This is a genomic window from Undibacterium sp. YM2 (assembly GCF_009937975.1).
Lineage (GTDB): Bacteria > Pseudomonadota > Gammaproteobacteria > Burkholderiales > Burkholderiaceae_D > Undibacterium.
The window spans coordinates 400,044-417,363 of sequence record NZ_AP018441.1 but is presented as its reverse complement, the minus strand read 5'-3'; the positions used below and the strand labels follow the sequence as shown (position 1 = coordinate 417,363).

Genomic DNA, 17,320 nt, shown 5'->3' with positions numbered 1-17,320 from the left:
CAAAATAAATTTCTCGAACCAGTCAAGCTCCCACACCTGCATCTTCTCTTACTCTCTCAAAGTAAAAGATAGTTGTCTCCCAAACGAACAGGCAAGCAAAAATAACTTCTAGGGATTTTTAGTCTGTGATTTAAAAGTCGAGGCATGTTTGGAATGCGCTGCGACCGGTTCCCCGGCTTCGTTGAGCCTGATACTTATCTCATGTCCCTTGAGCGTTTGCCAGTTGATATTTCCATCCTGAGACAAAGCTACTTTTTTCCAATCCCCGTCTTGCCCCAGTTTTTGAAACTCACCTTCAGCAGTCAGCCTGAACTGTATCACCGTGTTCTCGTATTTTGTCGTAAACACCCAGGGAGATCCTTCGACCAGTTTTTTGACAAGAGCTGGCGGTTCTTCTGCAAACCCATTCAGTGAAACCAGAAACAGCAAAACCGCAAACAGAGACTTCATCGGACACTCCCTTTCACATATACCGCATCAACTGATTCAAGATTGATCACTCAGAACCCCGCTTATTTTATCGCGTTCGATGATCCGTCATTCCCCGAATTTGCGCCAGACTCAAACCCAGCACACGGCGCATGCTGCGGGCCAGGTGGCTGGAGTGCGCGAAGCCGGTTTCCAGCGCGATGTCTGTCATGCTCCGCTTGCCTTCCATCATGAGCTGGCGTGCACGATTGAGGCGTCGTTCCATGACATAGCAGTGTACCGGCATGCCCATCGCTTGTCTGAACAAGGTCTTAAAGTGCGACAGGCTGAACCCGGCCACGGCAGCGAGTTCGGCCAGGGTGAGGTCACTATCCAGATGTGCCTCTACATAATCAATGACATGACGCAGCCGCCAGGCTGGCAAGCCGGGACCGGTTGCCGGGTCTGTCGCTGGCTTGCGAGACTGCACGGCAAACAGGCGGGCCGCCAGGGCGACTGCCAGGCTGTCGGCAAAAATACGCCCGCCTGGATAAGCGTCGCGATCCTCAGCCTGCATCATCCAGCCTATGCATTCTATTTGTGGGTCACGTATGTGTATGGCTGGCGCAAGCTGGGTATTCTGCGTGCCCAGGTTCATGGACTCAGCAGTGTCGTTCAGGATTTGTGGTGACAGGCGCAACAACAAAGATGTGGCGGGCTGGGTCAGTGTCCAGCGCGTACTGGAGCCGCCAGGTACGACACAGAACTGCCCATGCAGGCGCACGCCCTGGCGTTCATAATTACCGGCGCGGTAAGACACAGGCACAGGGTCACCAAGATGCAGGCAGAGTACATGACGTGCATCGACAGGGGAATTGAACAGGCCAGGTGGTACAGGTGAGGTCAGCACATCAAGCAGCGGCAAATCATGGCTGCCAGCACTGCCCAGCAGCGCAGCAGATGGATGGGGATAGCATGCAGGTCTGGTCATCGCGCCCTCAAAGTATGCATACCTGAAGAAGTATTAATGTAGCGCAAATCATCCGTCTGTGCTCATGGCCGGCTGTCTGTGCGCGCCATTTCAACATGATGTTGCTAGCATCGTCTTCATTGTTACGGTTCACGAATAAATCCCATCTGGAGATAAAAATGAAGAGACGGCTTTTCTTGCAACTCAGCCCCGCAGTCATCGTTACCATCGTTGGCAACCTCAGCGCCACAATGCTGATGCCAGCCCAGGCACTATCCAAAGAACCAGATATACAGCAGCCAGCGACAGATGCCGCAGCATTTCACGCCATGCGTCGTTTTGCCAACCTGCCATTCGGTAAAATCGCTTATGTCGAACGAGGTCGGGGTGACGCCGCCCTGTTCTTGCACGGCGCTCCACTGAATGGTTTCCAGTGGCGTGGTGCGATAGACCTGCTCTCACCTTACCGCCGCTGCATCGCGCCCGACTTCATGGGCCTGGGTTATACCCAGGTTCCAGCACAGCAATCACTGACGGCTGATGCACAGCTGGACATGTTGATCAGCCTGCTCAATCACTTAAAGATAGTAGCGGTCGATATCATCGCCAGCGACAGTGGTGGCGCAGTGGCACAACTGTTTGCCGCACGCTATCCAGAACGCGTGCGCAGCATGTTGCTGACAAACTGCGATGTAGAGCCAGACAGCCCACCAGCAGGCGTGCAGCCAGCCATCAAGATGGCTCGCGCTGGCACCCTGGCTGACGAAACCGCCAAATGGCTGAGCGACAACGCTCTGGCACGCGCCACCTTTGGTGCTGCCGTCTTCCACAACCCGGCAATACTGACTGCCGACAATATCGCCTGTTACGTCACGCCGCTGGTCAGCTCAGCACTGCGCCGTCAGCAATACCACGACTTTCACTTGGCACTGGAACCCAACCCCTTGGCGGGCATAGAAGCAACACTCAAGCGCAGCAACATTCCCGTCAGGATAGTATGGGGCGGCAGCGACACCCTGTTTTCCATGGCTGATGCAAATTATCTTGACCGGTTATTTCCACAATCACGCGGCATACGCGTGATACCAGAAGGGAAGCTATTTTTTCAGGAAGAATATCCAGATGTGATTGCGGAAGAAGCACGCCGCTTGTGGGGAGTGTGACCAGCACATCAAGCTGCATGGCAGTGTTGACAGCTAGCTCATCTAGCTGTCAACAGACAGGAACATTCACTTCCCATTCATTTCCCACCCAGCGCCGCAATCCGCTCCGCCGCATGCGAATTCTGCGCATCCAAGCCCAGTGACAAACGGTAATGCTTCAAAGCCGCCAGCTTGTCCGCCTGAAATTCATACACCTCCGCCAGACTGTCATGCAAGTTTGCACTGTTGGGATAAATCTGTACGCCAAGACCAAACACCGTCACCGCCTGATCAGCCATCTTCTTGCTCAGCAAACGATAACCCCAGGAGTTGAAATCATCTTCAGAAGGATCAGGCAAACCCTTATCGATTTTGATCTTGTTCAATTTCGCCGCCAGCCCCGCATAACCATCCTGCGCAATCTGCTCACGCAAAAGATGTGCAGCATAAGCGCCGCCATGCGCTTTTCTTAAACCTGGCAAATAAAAGCCAGCGATATCATCGATCATGCCCTGCGGATCAGCGCCCGCCAGATTGGTCAGCGTGACGATGGCAAGATCATGGCCGGGATACACATAAAACGCCGAACGCGCACCACCCACGCCAGCCACCGCAGCATACTCACCCTGACGCATCACTGGCCAGCCCAGTGCCCACACAGTCGGCTTCCCGTTATTGAAAGTACCCGGTGTCCAGAGTTGCCTCAAACCCGCAGCAGAAATCAGCTTGCCTTGCTGCAGGGCGATGAGCCAGTTCGCCACATCCTCAGCACTGCTATTCATACCCGCACCCGTGCGCAAGAATGGCGGATAGGTCTCAACGATATGCCGCAAGCTGCCACCCGGTTCCTCATACCTGTACGACACCGCCTTGTGCGGTATCACATCGCGCGACTCACCAAAGCCCACGCTGCGCATACCCGCCACAGCAAACTGCCGCTTCTGGAAAAATTCAATAAACGGCATACCGCTCAAACGATCGATGATCTTGCCCAGCAAAATATAATTGGTCTGGTTGTAGCGGTAACGCTCACCCGTCTTGAATTCCATAGGCCAGGTCTGTATCGCCGCCCACGCCGCATCCACCTCTTGCGGCGTCGCCAGCGATGGTATCTTGCTGCTGATAATGTCAGGAATGCCCGAAGTATGAGTAAGCAGCTGCCGCACTGTCACCGCCTGCCAGGCCACAGGCAAACCATCCAGATACCGCGACACCGGCGCCGACAAATCCAGCTTGCCCTCCTCCACCAACTGCATGATGGCAACGCCAGTAAACGACTTGGTCGCAGAGTTAATGGAAAACACATTCTGGTCATTCACAGCCACCGCATTGGGTATCTCGGCAAGGCCATAAGACTTCAACAAAACAATCTTGCCACTCCTGACCACAGCCAGTTGCATGCCGGGGATGCGGCGCTCCTGCATTTCGCTTTTGATGTAGCTCTCGATTTGCTGTTTGATTTCTGTCTCGGAGGGTAGAGATTTTGTGGACGTGTCACTGGCATTTGCAGTATTAGTAGCGACTGTCGCTCCTATCAAACTACAGACTACGCAAAGTGAGGCAATCAGTTTTGTCATTGAAATCTGCTTTCAAAAAAATATGCAACTGAGGTAGGTAAGCAGTAATCAGGAGAATATCTTTAGAAAACAAATGTGATCTGCTCACTTCAGTCTCAAGCACCAGGCCATTCGACTCAAGCAATATGAAATAGTTGCATATCACTAGAAGTCTTATAAAATAGATTGCGAATAAGATGTATGGTGGCTGAGTACCCAAAAATTAATACCCCATCAGATCGCTGGCAACTATGGCACCCGCACCAACCAGTTTGACAATAAAGTCATTGCTGGCTACAAGGCTTGATGAATTGACGTGTTCGTAAAGATAAGTGCCAGCTGCAGCACCAGTCGCCACGTTTACAATAAATGCTTTACCATCGCTGCTCGTCAAAGTGCCTGCACCAGACTGGATATTCGCCGCCAAACTTGTAAAATCAGATGCACCTATATTGATAGTATTCAACGAAGTCGCTGATGCTCCCCAATGTATCTTGTCTGCACCTGAAGCCTTGAAGTTTGTTATTGTGGTCAGCCCGGTAGTGATCTTTCCGAGACTTATGTCGCCACCATAATTTAAATGGATGTCATCGTTGCCGTTACCAGTAGCAGATAAATTAATGCTCGTGAAATTTGTTCCATTGGAGTACAGTAAAGTATTACCAGTCGCAGCAGCGTTATAAGTCATAACCCCATTACCAGATGCAGTAACAAAATTATTTACACCATTAACTCCATTGATCGTTGTTATATGGTTAGAGTTAGTGTAAATGTTACACATACCAGTACCACCTAGTGTAAATGTCACAGCGCCTGTCGTTTTACTTCCTTCAAAATACCCAACAAGATTACTGCCTGCCGTAGTAACATTCAATGAACCGTTCAAGCCGCCATCAATTAAGTTCATCGTTTGATATCCCACACCCAGCACTGTAAAGTTTCCGGTACCGGCCAAGATGTCCTCGTGATAGCCGCCAGTAGCAGAAGTAGAAAAAATGGTGGTAGCGACCGAACTGGTAATACTATGGCTACTGGTGCCGCCAATCACCGTCAACGAACCTCCTGTGCCATTGGCGATGATAGCCCCAGTCGTGCCTTCTGAGACGGTGTAATGAGCAATCCCGCCCAGAGTAATATCCGTCGTTGATGCCTGATTTACTTTCACCTTTTGAGCAGTGTTGACAATCAATGTTGCCGATGCAGCCGCTTGATTGATAGACAAAGGTGCATTTGGATTCAAAGTAAGTACCTCGCCTGCACCAGCAAAAAGGTTGATGGTATCCACACCATTCAAGGCAGCAGCAGACAAAGTAGCTTTCCCTGAATCTGTAAGATTAATGTGTACACCGCCGGTAGCATTTGCACCATTGATCATCAAGCCTGCCGTGTTCGCATTCGAGGTATTAACTGTTAATGTACCTGGCGTCAGTGTCACCTGATTCACTGATTGATTTATTCCGCCAATCACGGCAGTTTCACTGCCAGTAGTATTATAGAAGTTGACGGCCTGTACGCCTGCACTCACATTTACCGTGTCACCACCTGTCGTTTTATAACTATTAATAGTGGCAGACAAACCATTCACCACTGCATTTGCTGTCGATGCGTCCACTACAGCGGCAAGCCAGGTTTTGGCAAATATAAATGATCCGTTTGCCGGGCTGTATGCAGCCTGCGCTTGTGCATCGTTTGTCATCGATACAGTATATGCGGTGGCAGCCATATTCTTTGCCTGTATAGTACTCAAATCTGAACCCGTTGCACCGCCCAGAATAGCAATCGCTGCAGCACCAATACTGACTGCGCCACTATCAATCTGAGCGGTCCAGTATGCCAAACCTGCAGAGTCAGCAGCGTGATTAAACAGGTTGCCATACAAAGCATTGACTGTTTGTTTAGTCGAATAAGCTGAGAAAGACCTCGCATATTCAGCCTGTTGAGAAAAGCTTTGCGCAATTTGTAAAAGACTAAATGGGGTGGTTTGCCAATATGCCAGACCCGCGACATCCGCCGGGCGATTGAAATAAGCGATGTAAAGGTTTTGGATATCGCTAGCTGTTGCCATGAAAGATGCCTTAGAAAGTGAGGATGTAAAAATGATTGATATCTACGCGCTGTAAGTATTAAAAAGTCGCGCAGATTCTCTCAAACTTCAAGTGCAAAGTATATGACTCTAGCCATTATTCTTTCCCTCCAGAGCGAAAACAAAAAGCGACAGGCATCAATGCATACAATAATTTCTTATCTTCAAAATCAAGCATGAATGCTTAAGCAATAACGACGGGTAAAGCCATTTACTCTGAAACTAACGTGTTGGAATAACAACGCATTATTTCTGCCAATGTCACATTTCATTAAAAAAATCTCTCTGCCGCTTGATGCTATTTAAGTATTGCCTTAAGATTAATTTAATTGTCATATTTTCAATCAACAATCCTCTAGCAAACCATCCACAGCCGTTCTGAGGATGCTTGCCTTTGCATACCCAACCCTTAAAAGGACAAGGAAATGCGTGCTGCACAAATCAGGCGTCATCTTGGTGCGATGAATCAGCCTAAGGCTTTACCAGTGACGGGGACTCAGAAGGGTTTGCTGGGTGGGGTGAATTTGTTGTCGGCTGAATCTATCAGCCCTCAGCCTGGCCCTCAATCACAGAGCGAGAAGCCGCCGCTGAACCTGGAATTTTCTCCGCGTGATTATGTGACTTATCTCTTGTCCATCGATGCCGAGATTGAGCATTGTCTTATGGTGCAATATCTGTATGCGGCTTACTCGCTGGGCGGGCCACAGGTGCCTGAGGCGTATAGGGATGCGGTGCGTAACTGGCAGGAGGTGATACTGGGTATTGCCAAGGAAGAGATGGGGCATCTGATCTCCGTGCAGAATTCTTTGCGACTGATAGGTGCGCCGCTGCATATGGAGCGTGAGGATTATCCCTGGGACGGGCCGTTTTATCCTTTCCCGTTTGCGCTTGAGCCCTTGACCCTGGATTCGCTGGCCAAATATGTTTTTGCAGAATCCCCGGTGGATTGGGAAGGTGGTGCGCTGGGTGATGAGATACGTGCGCGTGTGCATGCGCACGTCGATGATCCGCATCAGGTAGCGGTCTTGTTCAATACCTTGATACCGCTGGTGCAAGACCCGGATTATTTGCCTGACTATGTGTTCCAGGCCAACACTTATCCCTCACAGGCCAACTGGGCTGAGTGGGGGCGTGGCTACCAGGGTGGCAACCGGGGCAATAGCACTGGCCAGCCCAGGCAGACGCCGGATGTGCTGGTGGTGCCGCAAACCTGCCGTGATGACATGGTGTCTGCCCTGCAGGCAATTGCCTTCCAGGGTGAGGCGACTACCGGGTCAAGCAAATCACATTTCGTACGCTTTTTGACTATCTACATAGAAATGCGCGAGGCACTGGAACAGGAGATCCTGAGCGCCAATGAATGGAGCGCTGCCCGCCCCGCAGAATATACGGCAGATGGCTGGCAACAATTGCAACCTGCCAGCAAATCCGTCCTGGGTGGCGCTGCCTTCGCGCCCTGGTCGCCTTCACGCAAGGTGGCAGTCAACCCTTATGTGTCGCTGAATACCGAACTGGAGCCTGAGCAAGATGGCGGCACCACCACACGCATTACCCATCCTGAATCTGTGTTGTGGGCGCAATTGCACAATGTGCGTTACCGCATGCTGCTGACTTATCTGATACACAGCTTCACGCTGTTTGGTGGTTTGAATGCGGCGGGGGCGATTACGCCGCGTGGTGCGATTGTGAATGGTACTTTTGGTGAGATGTATAACCTGCGGGCGATATCTGAGATTTTGATGCAGTCACCGGTGTCGGCCACTAATCCGGCTGCGGGTTTTGCCGGGCCGCCTTTCCAGATGCCGTATACCCTGAACAGCCCCTTTGGTGAAGCCAATCGCTGGCGTGGTCATCTGGACTTGTTGACGGCAGCACAGAATCTTGTAGAGGCGCTGTTACTGATCGCGCCGCCATCACGCCACACTTATCTGGCATCGATGTGCGAAGCCGACAAAAATATGCGTGAACTGGCGCTGCGCATTTTGTCTGGCAGCATTGATACTGCCTTACTCTAGGAGCCCAGAATGTCTATCTTGGAAATCAGAATTTTGCCGCCGCTGGCGATTGCGCGTCTGGGTGCTGCCGCCGAACCGCTGGAAGCGTTTGAGCTCGAAACCGACCCGGATAATCCTCTCGATTATCGCCGCATCGTACCGCAACCCAGTCTGGAAGTATGCAAGACCACGGGCGAGATTTTGCGTGCCTATGTACCTGAACAAATCCGCTTCAAGGATGAGAACAAAAAGATCAGGCCGGTTGCGCCTTTTCTGGAAGTGTATGTGCGCACCAGTGAACAGCCAGAAGAATTACAGCCGTTGACGCCAGACTTGCTGCATAAGGAAGGTCTGAGCATGGCCAGCCTGCACTGGGATGTGGTATTGGGCAATATCAAATTGTTCCGCCGTACGGGTGATGTGGATGACCAGATACATGCGCAGCACCTGGGTATCAGGGATCATGCGCGCCACCCCATGCTGGGGCATTGCAAGAATTTTGTACATGGCAAGAACCTGCCGCTGGGCCATGTGCAATTCATCAAGCCGAATAAAGATTTCCCTGAAATCCGCTTCCGCTATACCCCGGCAGCGGGCATCGTCTATGGTTCACGCAGGCAGCGGCTGGTGCCTGACCAGAATAATGTGCCAGTGTTGCAGCCCGACCCCATCATCGATAGCGATGACCTGATCTTGTATAACGAAAACAAGGACTGGCTCAATTACACCGAGAGCGTGGGGCCAGCGCTGACCAACCCCGCCGGTATCTATGCAGGTTATGCCAATACCGATGGCAACCAGGTCAGTTGGGGTTATCTCGATGATGAGTGCGATGGTCACGTCAAAGTCTTTTTGAAGCTGCAAGATGGCAAGGTACTACATGCGCAAAGTTATATCGGTGCCGGGCCACCGGCGTTTGCACCAGATACCCTGCCGATACGCGTGATCACCGATGAGATGGAGCAATTGCTGTACGGCCCTGAAGTCAAGGAAGAAGAAGTCTCGCTCGATGAAGCCACAGAGCTGGTGCTGCGTGCGCTGGAAACCGTGCGTCTCATGAATACCGCTGTCATGAATGGCAACCCGGTCAATGGCCGCATGAATGTGGCCAGCACCATGGTGCGGCAAAACACCAATGATTTCGAGCGTTATTACGAGCCGATTGCGGCCAGCTCCCTGGTCGATAATCTGGCCTTGCGGGCTTTGCATGAACGCGTGTTCAGCGCCCTGTCTGCCGGTGGTGCGCCCTGGTTTGCCCAGGCTTTGCGCCAGCCAGAAGAGATAGGTGATCTGTCTGCCGCTACTTTGCGCAAAATGCCTGCGCTGATGCGTGGTGCCGATGGCCGCAGCCTGACACTGACACGTCGCCATATTGATATGGTCATCAAGGCGGCCAGGAATGCGATGTTTGCAGAACCCTCATCAGGAGCTAGCCATGTCTGACAAAAAAACCATCAGCGCCAGCAACCTGATGGCGCAAATCCATTATCGTGGTACGGGCAACCCGGCGTCGGTGTCGCCACGCAGCGCGATTTCAAATTGCTTCCCTGGCCTGGAATTTGATTTCAGGAATTTATGGCGACGCGCCTTTGAAGGCATCACGCTGGTAGAAAACAATAACTACGTGGTCGATGCTGAGCCACCACATGAAAACCTCAAAACCCGCCGCCTGTTGCGCTTTGCCGGTCTGGATGCAGGCACCATGGTGGTGACTACCGGGCCGGTTTTCCCGGACGGCAGTTCGGGCACGCTGGCCTCTGTGGCGAATCCAAATGCCGTGTCTTTCATGGAATGGTCAAACTCGATAGCCCGCATCGTACATTTGCAGGGGCAAATGGTGGAGTGTGAATTCACTGGCGACACTGATGCCGACACTGAAGTGCTATACACAAAAGACACACCTACCGTCAAAGTGCATTTGCGCTTGCGCCATTTCTTTGAGGCAGATACTGCGTCCTTCAACCCTGCCCTGCTGCAACCGGGTGAACTGACGCAAGGCCTGTGCGCCCCCTGGCAAAATGATTACCGCGAATGCGCCTGTTATTACTGGGCTGCATCGCGCCCGGATTATGTGAATGTAGAACCAGGTGTTGATGGCTTGTCGCGCGGCGACATGTGGTTTGCGAAGAAACGCACTGGCACCTACATCCCCGATAACCGCACCGATAGCCGTTTGTATTCTTACGATGATTTATTCAAATCCTGGCAAGAAGATTTGCAATTCATCATACGTGGCAAAGACGCTGATGAGTCCTGAACTGCTTGGTGATGCTGTTGCAGATGCTCTTGATGTCTCTCAGCCAGCAGCAAGGCCAAAGGCAGATGCCAGGCTTGCACCTGCCCTGGCCTTGCGCACTGTCGCAGCATCGCGCCCTTCACATCGTGATGCGCATCTGGTAGAAGATGCGCAGGGTGCACAACTCTTGCTGGTCAATGGCAGCAGGCTGTTTCACTTGCCGACCGACCTGGTACCAGAATTTCGCACTGCGATTGACGGTGAAGACCTGCAATTGCTGGCTACTTTGATTGACAGTTATGGCTTGCAGGCCCAGCCCTATATCGATGACGAGCCGCTGTCTTCACCACCGGTACATGCGCTGTCGCTGGCGATTGCGCAAAAGTGTAATCTGGGTTGCACTTATTGTTATGCGCAACAGGGTGAGTTTGGTGGCAAGGCCAAGAGCATGGAATTGCACAAAGCCATGCAAGCTGTGGATTTGCTGCTGGGGCAGGCGGCACCGGGTGCCAAGGTCAACCTGGCATTCATGGGTGGCGAACCCTTGTCTAACCGCGCTGTCTTGCGCAGTGTGACTGAGTATGCGGTCGAACAAGCGGCGCAACGCGACGTGCGCTGTCATTTCTCCATCACCACCAATGGCACGCTGGTGACGCCGGATGATGCTGATTTTTTCGAACAGCATGGCTTTGCCGTCACAGTCAGTCTGGATGGTCCGGCAGAACAGCACAACCGCCTGCGCGCCTTCAAGGGTGGCAAGGGTTCTTTTGATCAGATAGTAGAACGCATCGCCCCGCTATTGGAACGCCAGCGCCAGATGCAGGTATCCGCCCGCGTGACGGTAACCCCTTTCAACCTGAACCTGCCGCACACCCTGGATACCTTCATCAACATGGGTTTTCACAGTGTAGGGTTTTCGCCGCTATTGCGTGCATCAAACGGGCAGGCAGAAATGGGGCCGGAAGACATGGCAGAAATGCTGCAAGGCATGATTGCCTGCGGCCTGGCATTTGAACAGCATGTCATGCAGGGCCAGCGCTACCCTTTCATGAATATGCAAAATGCCTTGCGCGAATTGCAGCGCGGTACGCACCGGCCTTATCCCTGCGGGGCAGGTGCAGGTTATTTTGGTGTGTCTGCCGATGGTGACCTGTCAGCCTGCCACCGCTTTGTTGGTGATGAACAGGGCAAGATGGGCAGCCTGGATGAAGGTGTGGATCGCAGCAGGCAAGCCATCTGGCTCAGTCAGCGCCATGTACATCAGCAACAGCCTTGCAATAACTGCTGGGCGCGTTATTTGTGTGGCGGTGGCTGCCACCATGAAGTACTGGCACGCGGACGCCATGCCTGCGATTACATACGCGGTTGGCTGCATTACACCATAGGCGCGCATCAGCGTTTGAGCCATCTGGCACCGGAGTGGTTCAAGGGCACGCCGGACAGCCCGCAGGCCTGAGATGGCGAGCATGGATAGCGCAGTCGATGTGCTCATCATTGGTGCCGGGCCAGCCGGGCTGACTGCGGCCCTGCGCTTGCAGCAACTGGGCTACAGCGTGCTGATCGTTGAACGTAGTGCGAACTGGCCACGTCCGCAGATAGGCGAGGCACTGACACCGGGCGTCAAGAATATCATCGACATGCTCGATGCGAACGAGGCCATGCAGGCCGTGCCCCATCTGGCTGGTCTGGCGACACGACTGTGCTGGCGCAGCCAACAGCCAGAGATAATTCGCCATGGCGACGCCGCCGTCGTCAACCGTGCCGCCTTTGATACGGCATTGCTGCAACTGGCGCTGCAACGCGGAATCAATCTCGCCATGCCAGCGCAAGTACAAGAGATCAAGGGCAGCTCTCATGACTGGCAAATCAGTATCAAGGCTGCTGATGGCGTACAGCAAACACAGGCGCGTTTTATTCTTGATGCCAGCGGGCGTAGCAATAGCCCGCAACAGCATGCCTGTGCACCGCGCTTGTCTGCGGTCTGGGCAGAACTGTCGTCGCAGCATGTCCCGGCTGAGGTGTTCAATTACACCCAGGTAGAAGCACTGGAACATGGCTGGTTATGGGGTACCCGCCTACCCGACCAGCGCTACCGCATCATGCTGCTCAGCGACCCACATACAGCACACCAGCAAATGCCAGGGCAGGCTGAGCAATGGCTGCGTTCGCACTGCGCCTCCAGCCAGTTATTTTCCGCCGTGGCTCAAACACCTTATGCCAGTCGCCTGCAAGCCTGCTCTGCTCTACCTTATTTGTCACTGGATAGCTGGCAAGATGGCAGGCTCAAGCTTGGTGACGCCGCATTTGCACTCGACCCCATCTCATCTTCAGGTGTAGAAAAAGCCATGCGCTTTTCTTTGCAGGCTGTGGTTGCAATACATACGATATTGAGCACTGCAAATAACCAGACAAATGAACAGCGTCACGACCTGGCACGCAATTTCTTTGAACAAAGATTAACAGAAACCTGCGCCCGGCACAGCTATTGGACCGAGGCTTATTATGCCCAGGCATGGTGTAAGGACAGCGCATTCTGGCAAGAGCGTTCTGGCAAAAACAATGCGTTTGCTACCGAAGCGGCATCTGCACATTCACTGCTACAGTCATTGCGCGAACAAGGCAGGCAATTACGTGATTACCAGCCAGCAGAATTAAGGCCATTGGTCAGCTTCAATCCTCACCAGCCCTTGCGCATGCATCCAGCCACCAGCAGGGTGACCAGCTATTGCGTGGTCGATGACAAGGTGGAAAAACAACTGGCACTGTCTCATCCCAATCTGGAGCGCCCTGTTTCTTTCCTGGAAAACCAGGCACTGCTGCCGCATCTCGATTTCCTCTGGCAGCCACAACCACTGGTCAGTGTGTTGAAAACACTGGGTACGGTCATGAGCACGCAAAACGCTCACAAGATTACTGCATGGCTATGGCAATGTGGCCTGCTTGAACATGTGGTCTGATGGCGATGCGACTTTCTCCCTATGGCTTGATCACAATATGAATCAGGTTCAGGAAATAATGGCTGAATTTGCGATGAAATTGGGCTTTTATTTCATGAAAATCACATGATAGAATTTTCTTCCATTTTTTTATCGGAGAAGAAATGCTTACTATCAGAACCAGGAATTTTTTGGGAGCGCCACTACTATTTGTAGCCGCAACACAATTAACGGCTTGCATGCATATTAATATCACCGACAAGGAAATGATACGTCCTGATAGTGCAACAGGTTACAAGTCGACGAAGAGAGTAGCGCAGGAAGACATACAAAAAATAAGCGCGGCTGCCGTCATCAAGAATGAAACTGTCGTCGCGGCAGATCAAGGCAAACTCGAAGGCATTTCACTCCAGCAGGAAGGTAACAAAGTTACCGTCTTGTATTTTGGTGGCAACCTCTCCCATGTAGACGACACTATCCCGTATGTTTTCAAAAACCTGGAAGCCTGCAAGATCAATCTTGTGAGTTTTGACTACCGTGGCTATGGTCGCACCGCAGGTGCACCAGACAGCAAGACCCTGCAGCAAGATGCACTCACTATTTATGATGCAGTACGTGCTAAAACGCAGGGCAAGTTGATCGTACATGGGCACTCCATGGGCAGTTTCTCGGCAGGCTACATCGCCAGTCAGCGCAAGCCAGACGGTATCATTCTGGAAGCCACTGGCAATAACATCAAGGATATGGCGACTATGGCTGCTCCCTGGTATTTCAGGCCCTTTATCAATCTCAATGTCCAGGATAGCTTGCAAGGCATAGATAATGTAAAGGCAATGTCCACCTACCAGGGGCCAAGTCTGGTGTTCACTGGCGAGAAGGATGCGCAGACGCCAGCTGAACTTGGACAAAAAGTGTATGAAGCCATCCCCTCCGTAAGCAAACGCCTGGTGTACCTTAAGGATCAGGGACACACAGGCATGCTCAAACGGGATGACGTACAAAAAGCGTATTGCGACTATGTACAACAAGTAAGTTGATCATGCTGGTGCGGCAGTTGATTGCAGCTACATCAACTGTCGCAACAGGCTTTACTCACTTGCGGCAATTCAAGGCATCAAGGTGAAATTGACTGGCACCCATTGATAGCCATTGCCAGCTTTTTTCAATCGTCCCATGCCAGGGAACTGCATGTGTGAAGCGGCAACGATGACACCGTCTTTTGCTGCCTGAGTAAATACTTTCTGACGCGTGGTTGAGGCTGCTTTGGCGTGGCTGTCAAAAGTCACGGTCACCTCAGGCTTGTCGAGTTGCACGGAGGCGACGTGGATCAAATCACCCACTACCAGCATTTTTTCACCATTGCTTTCCAGCAGATAAGAGGTGTGACCGGCGGTGTGCCCTTGTGTGGAGTTCGCAGTAAGGCCGGGCAATAATTCACCGTCAGCACTAAATGTTTGCAGCTTGTTGGCTGCTTTATAGGGATTGAGCGAAGCCATCGCTCCTTCAAAAAAAGACTTCGCATCTGCCGGTGCCTGCTCCATGTTTTTCTGGTTCAACCAGTAATCTGCCTCAGCCTGATGTACGTGGATAATCGCGTTGCCAAAAGCCATGGCACCATTAACCATCAAACCACCGACATGATCGGGGTGCAAATGGGTGAGGTAGATGTCATCTATCTGTGATGGCTCATAACCTGATGCCTTGAGGTTGGCAATCAGCTTGCCAAGGCTGGGGCCAAACAGATTGCTGGTACCGGCATCGATCAATATGAGCCTGCTACCGGTATTGACGAGGTAGGCATTCACTGAAGTTTCCAGCGGTGCCTGCAAAAATGATTTTGCCAGCGCATCTTTGGTTTTTTGCTCAGGCTCCATCAATATTTTTTCTACCGGCAGTTTGACGGTGCCGTCGCTGAGTGCTGTCACTTCAAATGCGCCCAGCATGCTGCGGTAATACGCCGGTGCAGATGTTTTGACCATCGGTGCAGCAGAATAAGCAGCGCTACTGCTCATGCCAAAAGCACCAGCGATAGACAGATATAAAGCTGCGCGGGCCAGTGTGTGTAAAGTGTTCTTGATCATGTTCTCTTCCTCCAGGCTATTCGCCCATTGTTATTCATACCTTGTTGGTGGAAGAGATTCTATTTCCTTGCAAAAATCGGAACAATAATACATATTGCAAATCATCTTTGCCATTTACGCAAACTTACTTAATAGTGAGAAAGTGCATAAGCTGGTAGCCAAGGCGGTAAAAGAACAATGCTGAAAAAGCCATTTTCATAGCTGGAATGAGCAGGTCTGAGCGTGATAATATTCAAGTCAATTATTTAACGGAGTGAACATGCATCTCATCAAACGGCATATTTTTTCTGCGCTGCTTGTAGCTGGTATAGGTACGCTGATGACGGGATGCATGCATGTCGATATCACCGACAAGCAATACATACGCCCGGATAGTTCAACGGGTTATAAGCTCAAACAAAAATTGACGCAGGACGATATACAGAAAATCAATCCGGCGGCACAGCTCAGGGATGAAACTGTGATCGCCACTGACCAGACCAGGCTGGAAGGTGCCGCGTTCCGGCAAGAAGGCAGTAAAGTCACGGTGCTGTATTTTGGTGGCAACCTCTCGCATGTTGAAGACTCCTTGCCTTACATGTTGAAAAATATAGGTGCCTGCAATGTCAACCTGGTGAGCTTTGATTATCGCGGGTATGGCCGTACAGCAGGCGTGCCCGACATACAGAACCTGCAGGAAGATGCCTTGAAAATTTACGATACCGTGCGTGCCAGCACCACAGGCAAGCTGGTGGTACATGGGCATTCAATGGGCAGCTTTGCGACTGGCTTTATTGCGGAGCAGCGCCAGCCTGATGGCATCGTCCTGGAAACCACGGCCAGCAATGTCAGGGATATGGTGTCGCTATCGACGCCGTGGTACGCCAAGCCATTTGTCAGCGTGAATATCCAGGACAGTTTGCAGCAGGTAGATAACATCAGGGCAATGTCACGCTACCAGGGGCCAACGCTGGTATTGACGGCAGAAAAAGACAAGCAGACCCCGGCAGAACTTGGGCAAAAGGTGTATGAGGCAATTCCGTCCAAAGCCAAGCGCCAGTTGTACATCAAGGATGCAGGGCACACCGGGTTGTTGCGGCGTAGCGAAGTCCAAAAAGCCTATTGCGAATACATGCAGCAAGTGAGTTTGTAAAACCGGATATTTATTTCAAACTCGATAAATAAGCGGCCAGTGCCTGTATCTCAACCTCTTTCAGGCCTGCGGTGCTGGCGCTCATGGGTTCATAGATACGTTCACCTGTTCTGTCTCTATAGCGCTTGATGGATTTTTTGAGGTAGTCAATTTGCTGGCCTGCCAGTCTTGGCGTGGTTTCATTGCCATGCGCATGTTCGGCATGACACATGCTGCAGCGTGCAGTATAAATCGCCTGTCCGGTCAATGAAGTTTCTTTGCCTGCAGGCTCGACTGCCTTGCTCGAATAGAACAGGGCGACATTGATGCGCTCTTCTTCGGTCAACAGCTTCATCAGGCCTTCCATGAATTTTTCCTGGCGCTGGCCGCGTGAAAATTTATCTATCTGTGTTAAAAGATAGCTGGAGTTTTGTCCTGCCAGGTTAGGTACGTCACCCTTGACGCTGCTGCCATTGACACCATGACAGACTTCGCAAAAGAAAGTGACTTTCTTTGCGGCGTTGATCGAGGCGCTGGTCGCTGCATTATCTGCCAGCACTTTCTTCATGCGTGCGTCCAGCGGCGATACCTGGGCCCAGGCCGGTATCATCACCGACAAGGTGAATAATGCAAAAAACAAGCGGCAGACTGAGCGTATGCTAAAGGCCATCATTGCCTCCGGAGACATGAAGTGGGAGCGGCTTTGCCAGGTCTGGCAAGCACCATATAAATATTCTATAAGCCTGTTTGTGTTGAAAATGACAAACACATGTGAAATTGATTTGCATCAATGGCAGAGCAAA

Annotated in this window: 14 protein-coding genes; 8 read left to right on the top strand and 6 right to left on the bottom strand. The window is 51.8% G+C overall.

The features are described 5' to 3' along the window. Positions 1 to 108: 108 nt before the first annotated feature. Positions 109 to 450 carry a hypothetical protein gene (locus tag UNDYM_RS01950; RefSeq protein ID WP_162039528.1) on the bottom strand — a complete coding sequence of 114 codons (342 nt, stop codon included), beginning with the start codon at positions 448 to 450 and terminating at the stop codon, positions 109 to 111. 67 nt (positions 451 to 517) lie between these two features. Continuing rightward, the gene (locus tag UNDYM_RS01945) at positions 518 to 1,399 is read right to left on the bottom strand and encodes a helix-turn-helix domain-containing protein (protein WP_162039527.1); all 882 of its coding nucleotides are present in this window, start codon (positions 1,397 to 1,399) and stop codon (positions 518 to 520) included. A 158-nt stretch (positions 1,400 to 1,557) separates the two neighbouring features. On the opposite strand from UNDYM_RS01945, the gene UNDYM_RS01940 reads away from it, so the two are divergent. Then, positions 1,558 to 2,541 (top strand): alpha/beta fold hydrolase, encoded by a 984-nt coding sequence (locus UNDYM_RS01940; protein WP_162039526.1) that lies wholly within the window; start codon positions 1,558 to 1,560, stop codon positions 2,539 to 2,541. A gap of 77 nt (positions 2,542 to 2,618) precedes the next feature. On the opposite strand, the gene UNDYM_RS01935 is transcribed toward UNDYM_RS01940, so the two are convergent. Both UNDYM_RS01935 and UNDYM_RS01930 read right to left on the bottom strand, forming a co-directional pair. Further along, positions 2,619 to 4,097: a serine hydrolase domain-containing protein gene (locus UNDYM_RS01935; protein ID WP_162039525.1), complete on the bottom strand. Its 1,479-nt coding sequence runs from the start codon at positions 4,095 to 4,097 to the stop codon at positions 2,619 to 2,621. Between the two features lie 202 nt (positions 4,098 to 4,299). Then, positions 4,300 to 6,141 (bottom strand): DUF4214 domain-containing protein, encoded by a 1,842-nt coding sequence (locus UNDYM_RS01930; protein WP_162039524.1) that lies wholly within the window; start codon positions 6,139 to 6,141, stop codon positions 4,300 to 4,302. Between the two features lie 443 nt (positions 6,142 to 6,584). On the opposite strand from UNDYM_RS01930, the gene UNDYM_RS01925 reads away from it, so the two are divergent. The 6 genes from UNDYM_RS01925 (at position 6,585) to UNDYM_RS01900 (ending at position 14,362) form a co-directional block, all read left to right on the top strand. After that, entirely contained in the window at positions 6,585 to 8,174 is a 1,590-nt protein-coding gene (locus UNDYM_RS01925; protein WP_232063671.1) for a ferritin-like protein, read from the top strand. Between the two features lie 9 nt (positions 8,175 to 8,183). Next, positions 8,184 to 9,596 carry a hypothetical protein gene (locus tag UNDYM_RS01920; RefSeq protein ID WP_162039523.1) on the top strand — a complete coding sequence of 471 codons (1,413 nt, stop codon included), beginning with the start codon at positions 8,184 to 8,186 and terminating at the stop codon, positions 9,594 to 9,596. Continuing rightward, complete coding sequence (locus UNDYM_RS01915) at positions 9,589 to 10,410, top strand: hypothetical protein (protein WP_162039522.1); 822 nt, start codon at positions 9,589 to 9,591, stop codon at positions 10,408 to 10,410. Before UNDYM_RS01920 ends, UNDYM_RS01915 begins: the two co-directional genes overlap by 8 nt. Then, entirely contained in the window at positions 10,400 to 11,845 is a 1,446-nt protein-coding gene (locus UNDYM_RS01910) for a radical SAM/SPASM domain-containing protein (RefSeq protein ID WP_162039521.1), read from the top strand. The genes UNDYM_RS01915 and UNDYM_RS01910 overlap by 11 nt, the downstream gene beginning before the upstream one ends. 10 nt (positions 11,846 to 11,855) lie before the next feature. After that, positions 11,856 to 13,346 (top strand): NAD(P)/FAD-dependent oxidoreductase, encoded by a 1,491-nt coding sequence (locus UNDYM_RS01905; protein WP_162039520.1) that lies wholly within the window; start codon positions 11,856 to 11,858, stop codon positions 13,344 to 13,346. 143 nt (positions 13,347 to 13,489) lie between these two features. Continuing rightward, complete coding sequence (locus UNDYM_RS01900; protein ID WP_162039519.1) at positions 13,490 to 14,362, top strand: alpha/beta hydrolase; 873 nt, start codon at positions 13,490 to 13,492, stop codon at positions 14,360 to 14,362. Positions 14,363 to 14,431: 69 nt separating this feature from the next. On the opposite strand, the gene UNDYM_RS01895 is transcribed toward UNDYM_RS01900, so the two are convergent. Then, positions 14,432 to 15,406, bottom strand: coding sequence for an MBL fold metallo-hydrolase (locus UNDYM_RS01895; RefSeq protein ID WP_162039518.1), 975 nt, complete (start codon positions 15,404 to 15,406; stop codon positions 14,432 to 14,434). A 259-nt stretch (positions 15,407 to 15,665) separates the two neighbouring features. Between UNDYM_RS01895 and UNDYM_RS01890 the strand changes: the two genes are divergently transcribed. Further along, positions 15,666 to 16,538, top strand: coding sequence for an alpha/beta hydrolase (locus UNDYM_RS01890; RefSeq protein WP_162039517.1), 873 nt, complete (start codon positions 15,666 to 15,668; stop codon positions 16,536 to 16,538). 10 nt (positions 16,539 to 16,548) lie between these two features. On the opposite strand, the gene UNDYM_RS01885 is transcribed toward UNDYM_RS01890, so the two are convergent. Beyond that, positions 16,549 to 17,187 (bottom strand): c-type cytochrome, encoded by a 639-nt coding sequence (locus UNDYM_RS01885; RefSeq protein ID WP_162039516.1) that lies wholly within the window; start codon positions 17,185 to 17,187, stop codon positions 16,549 to 16,551. Positions 17,188 to 17,320 lie beyond the last annotated feature (133 nt).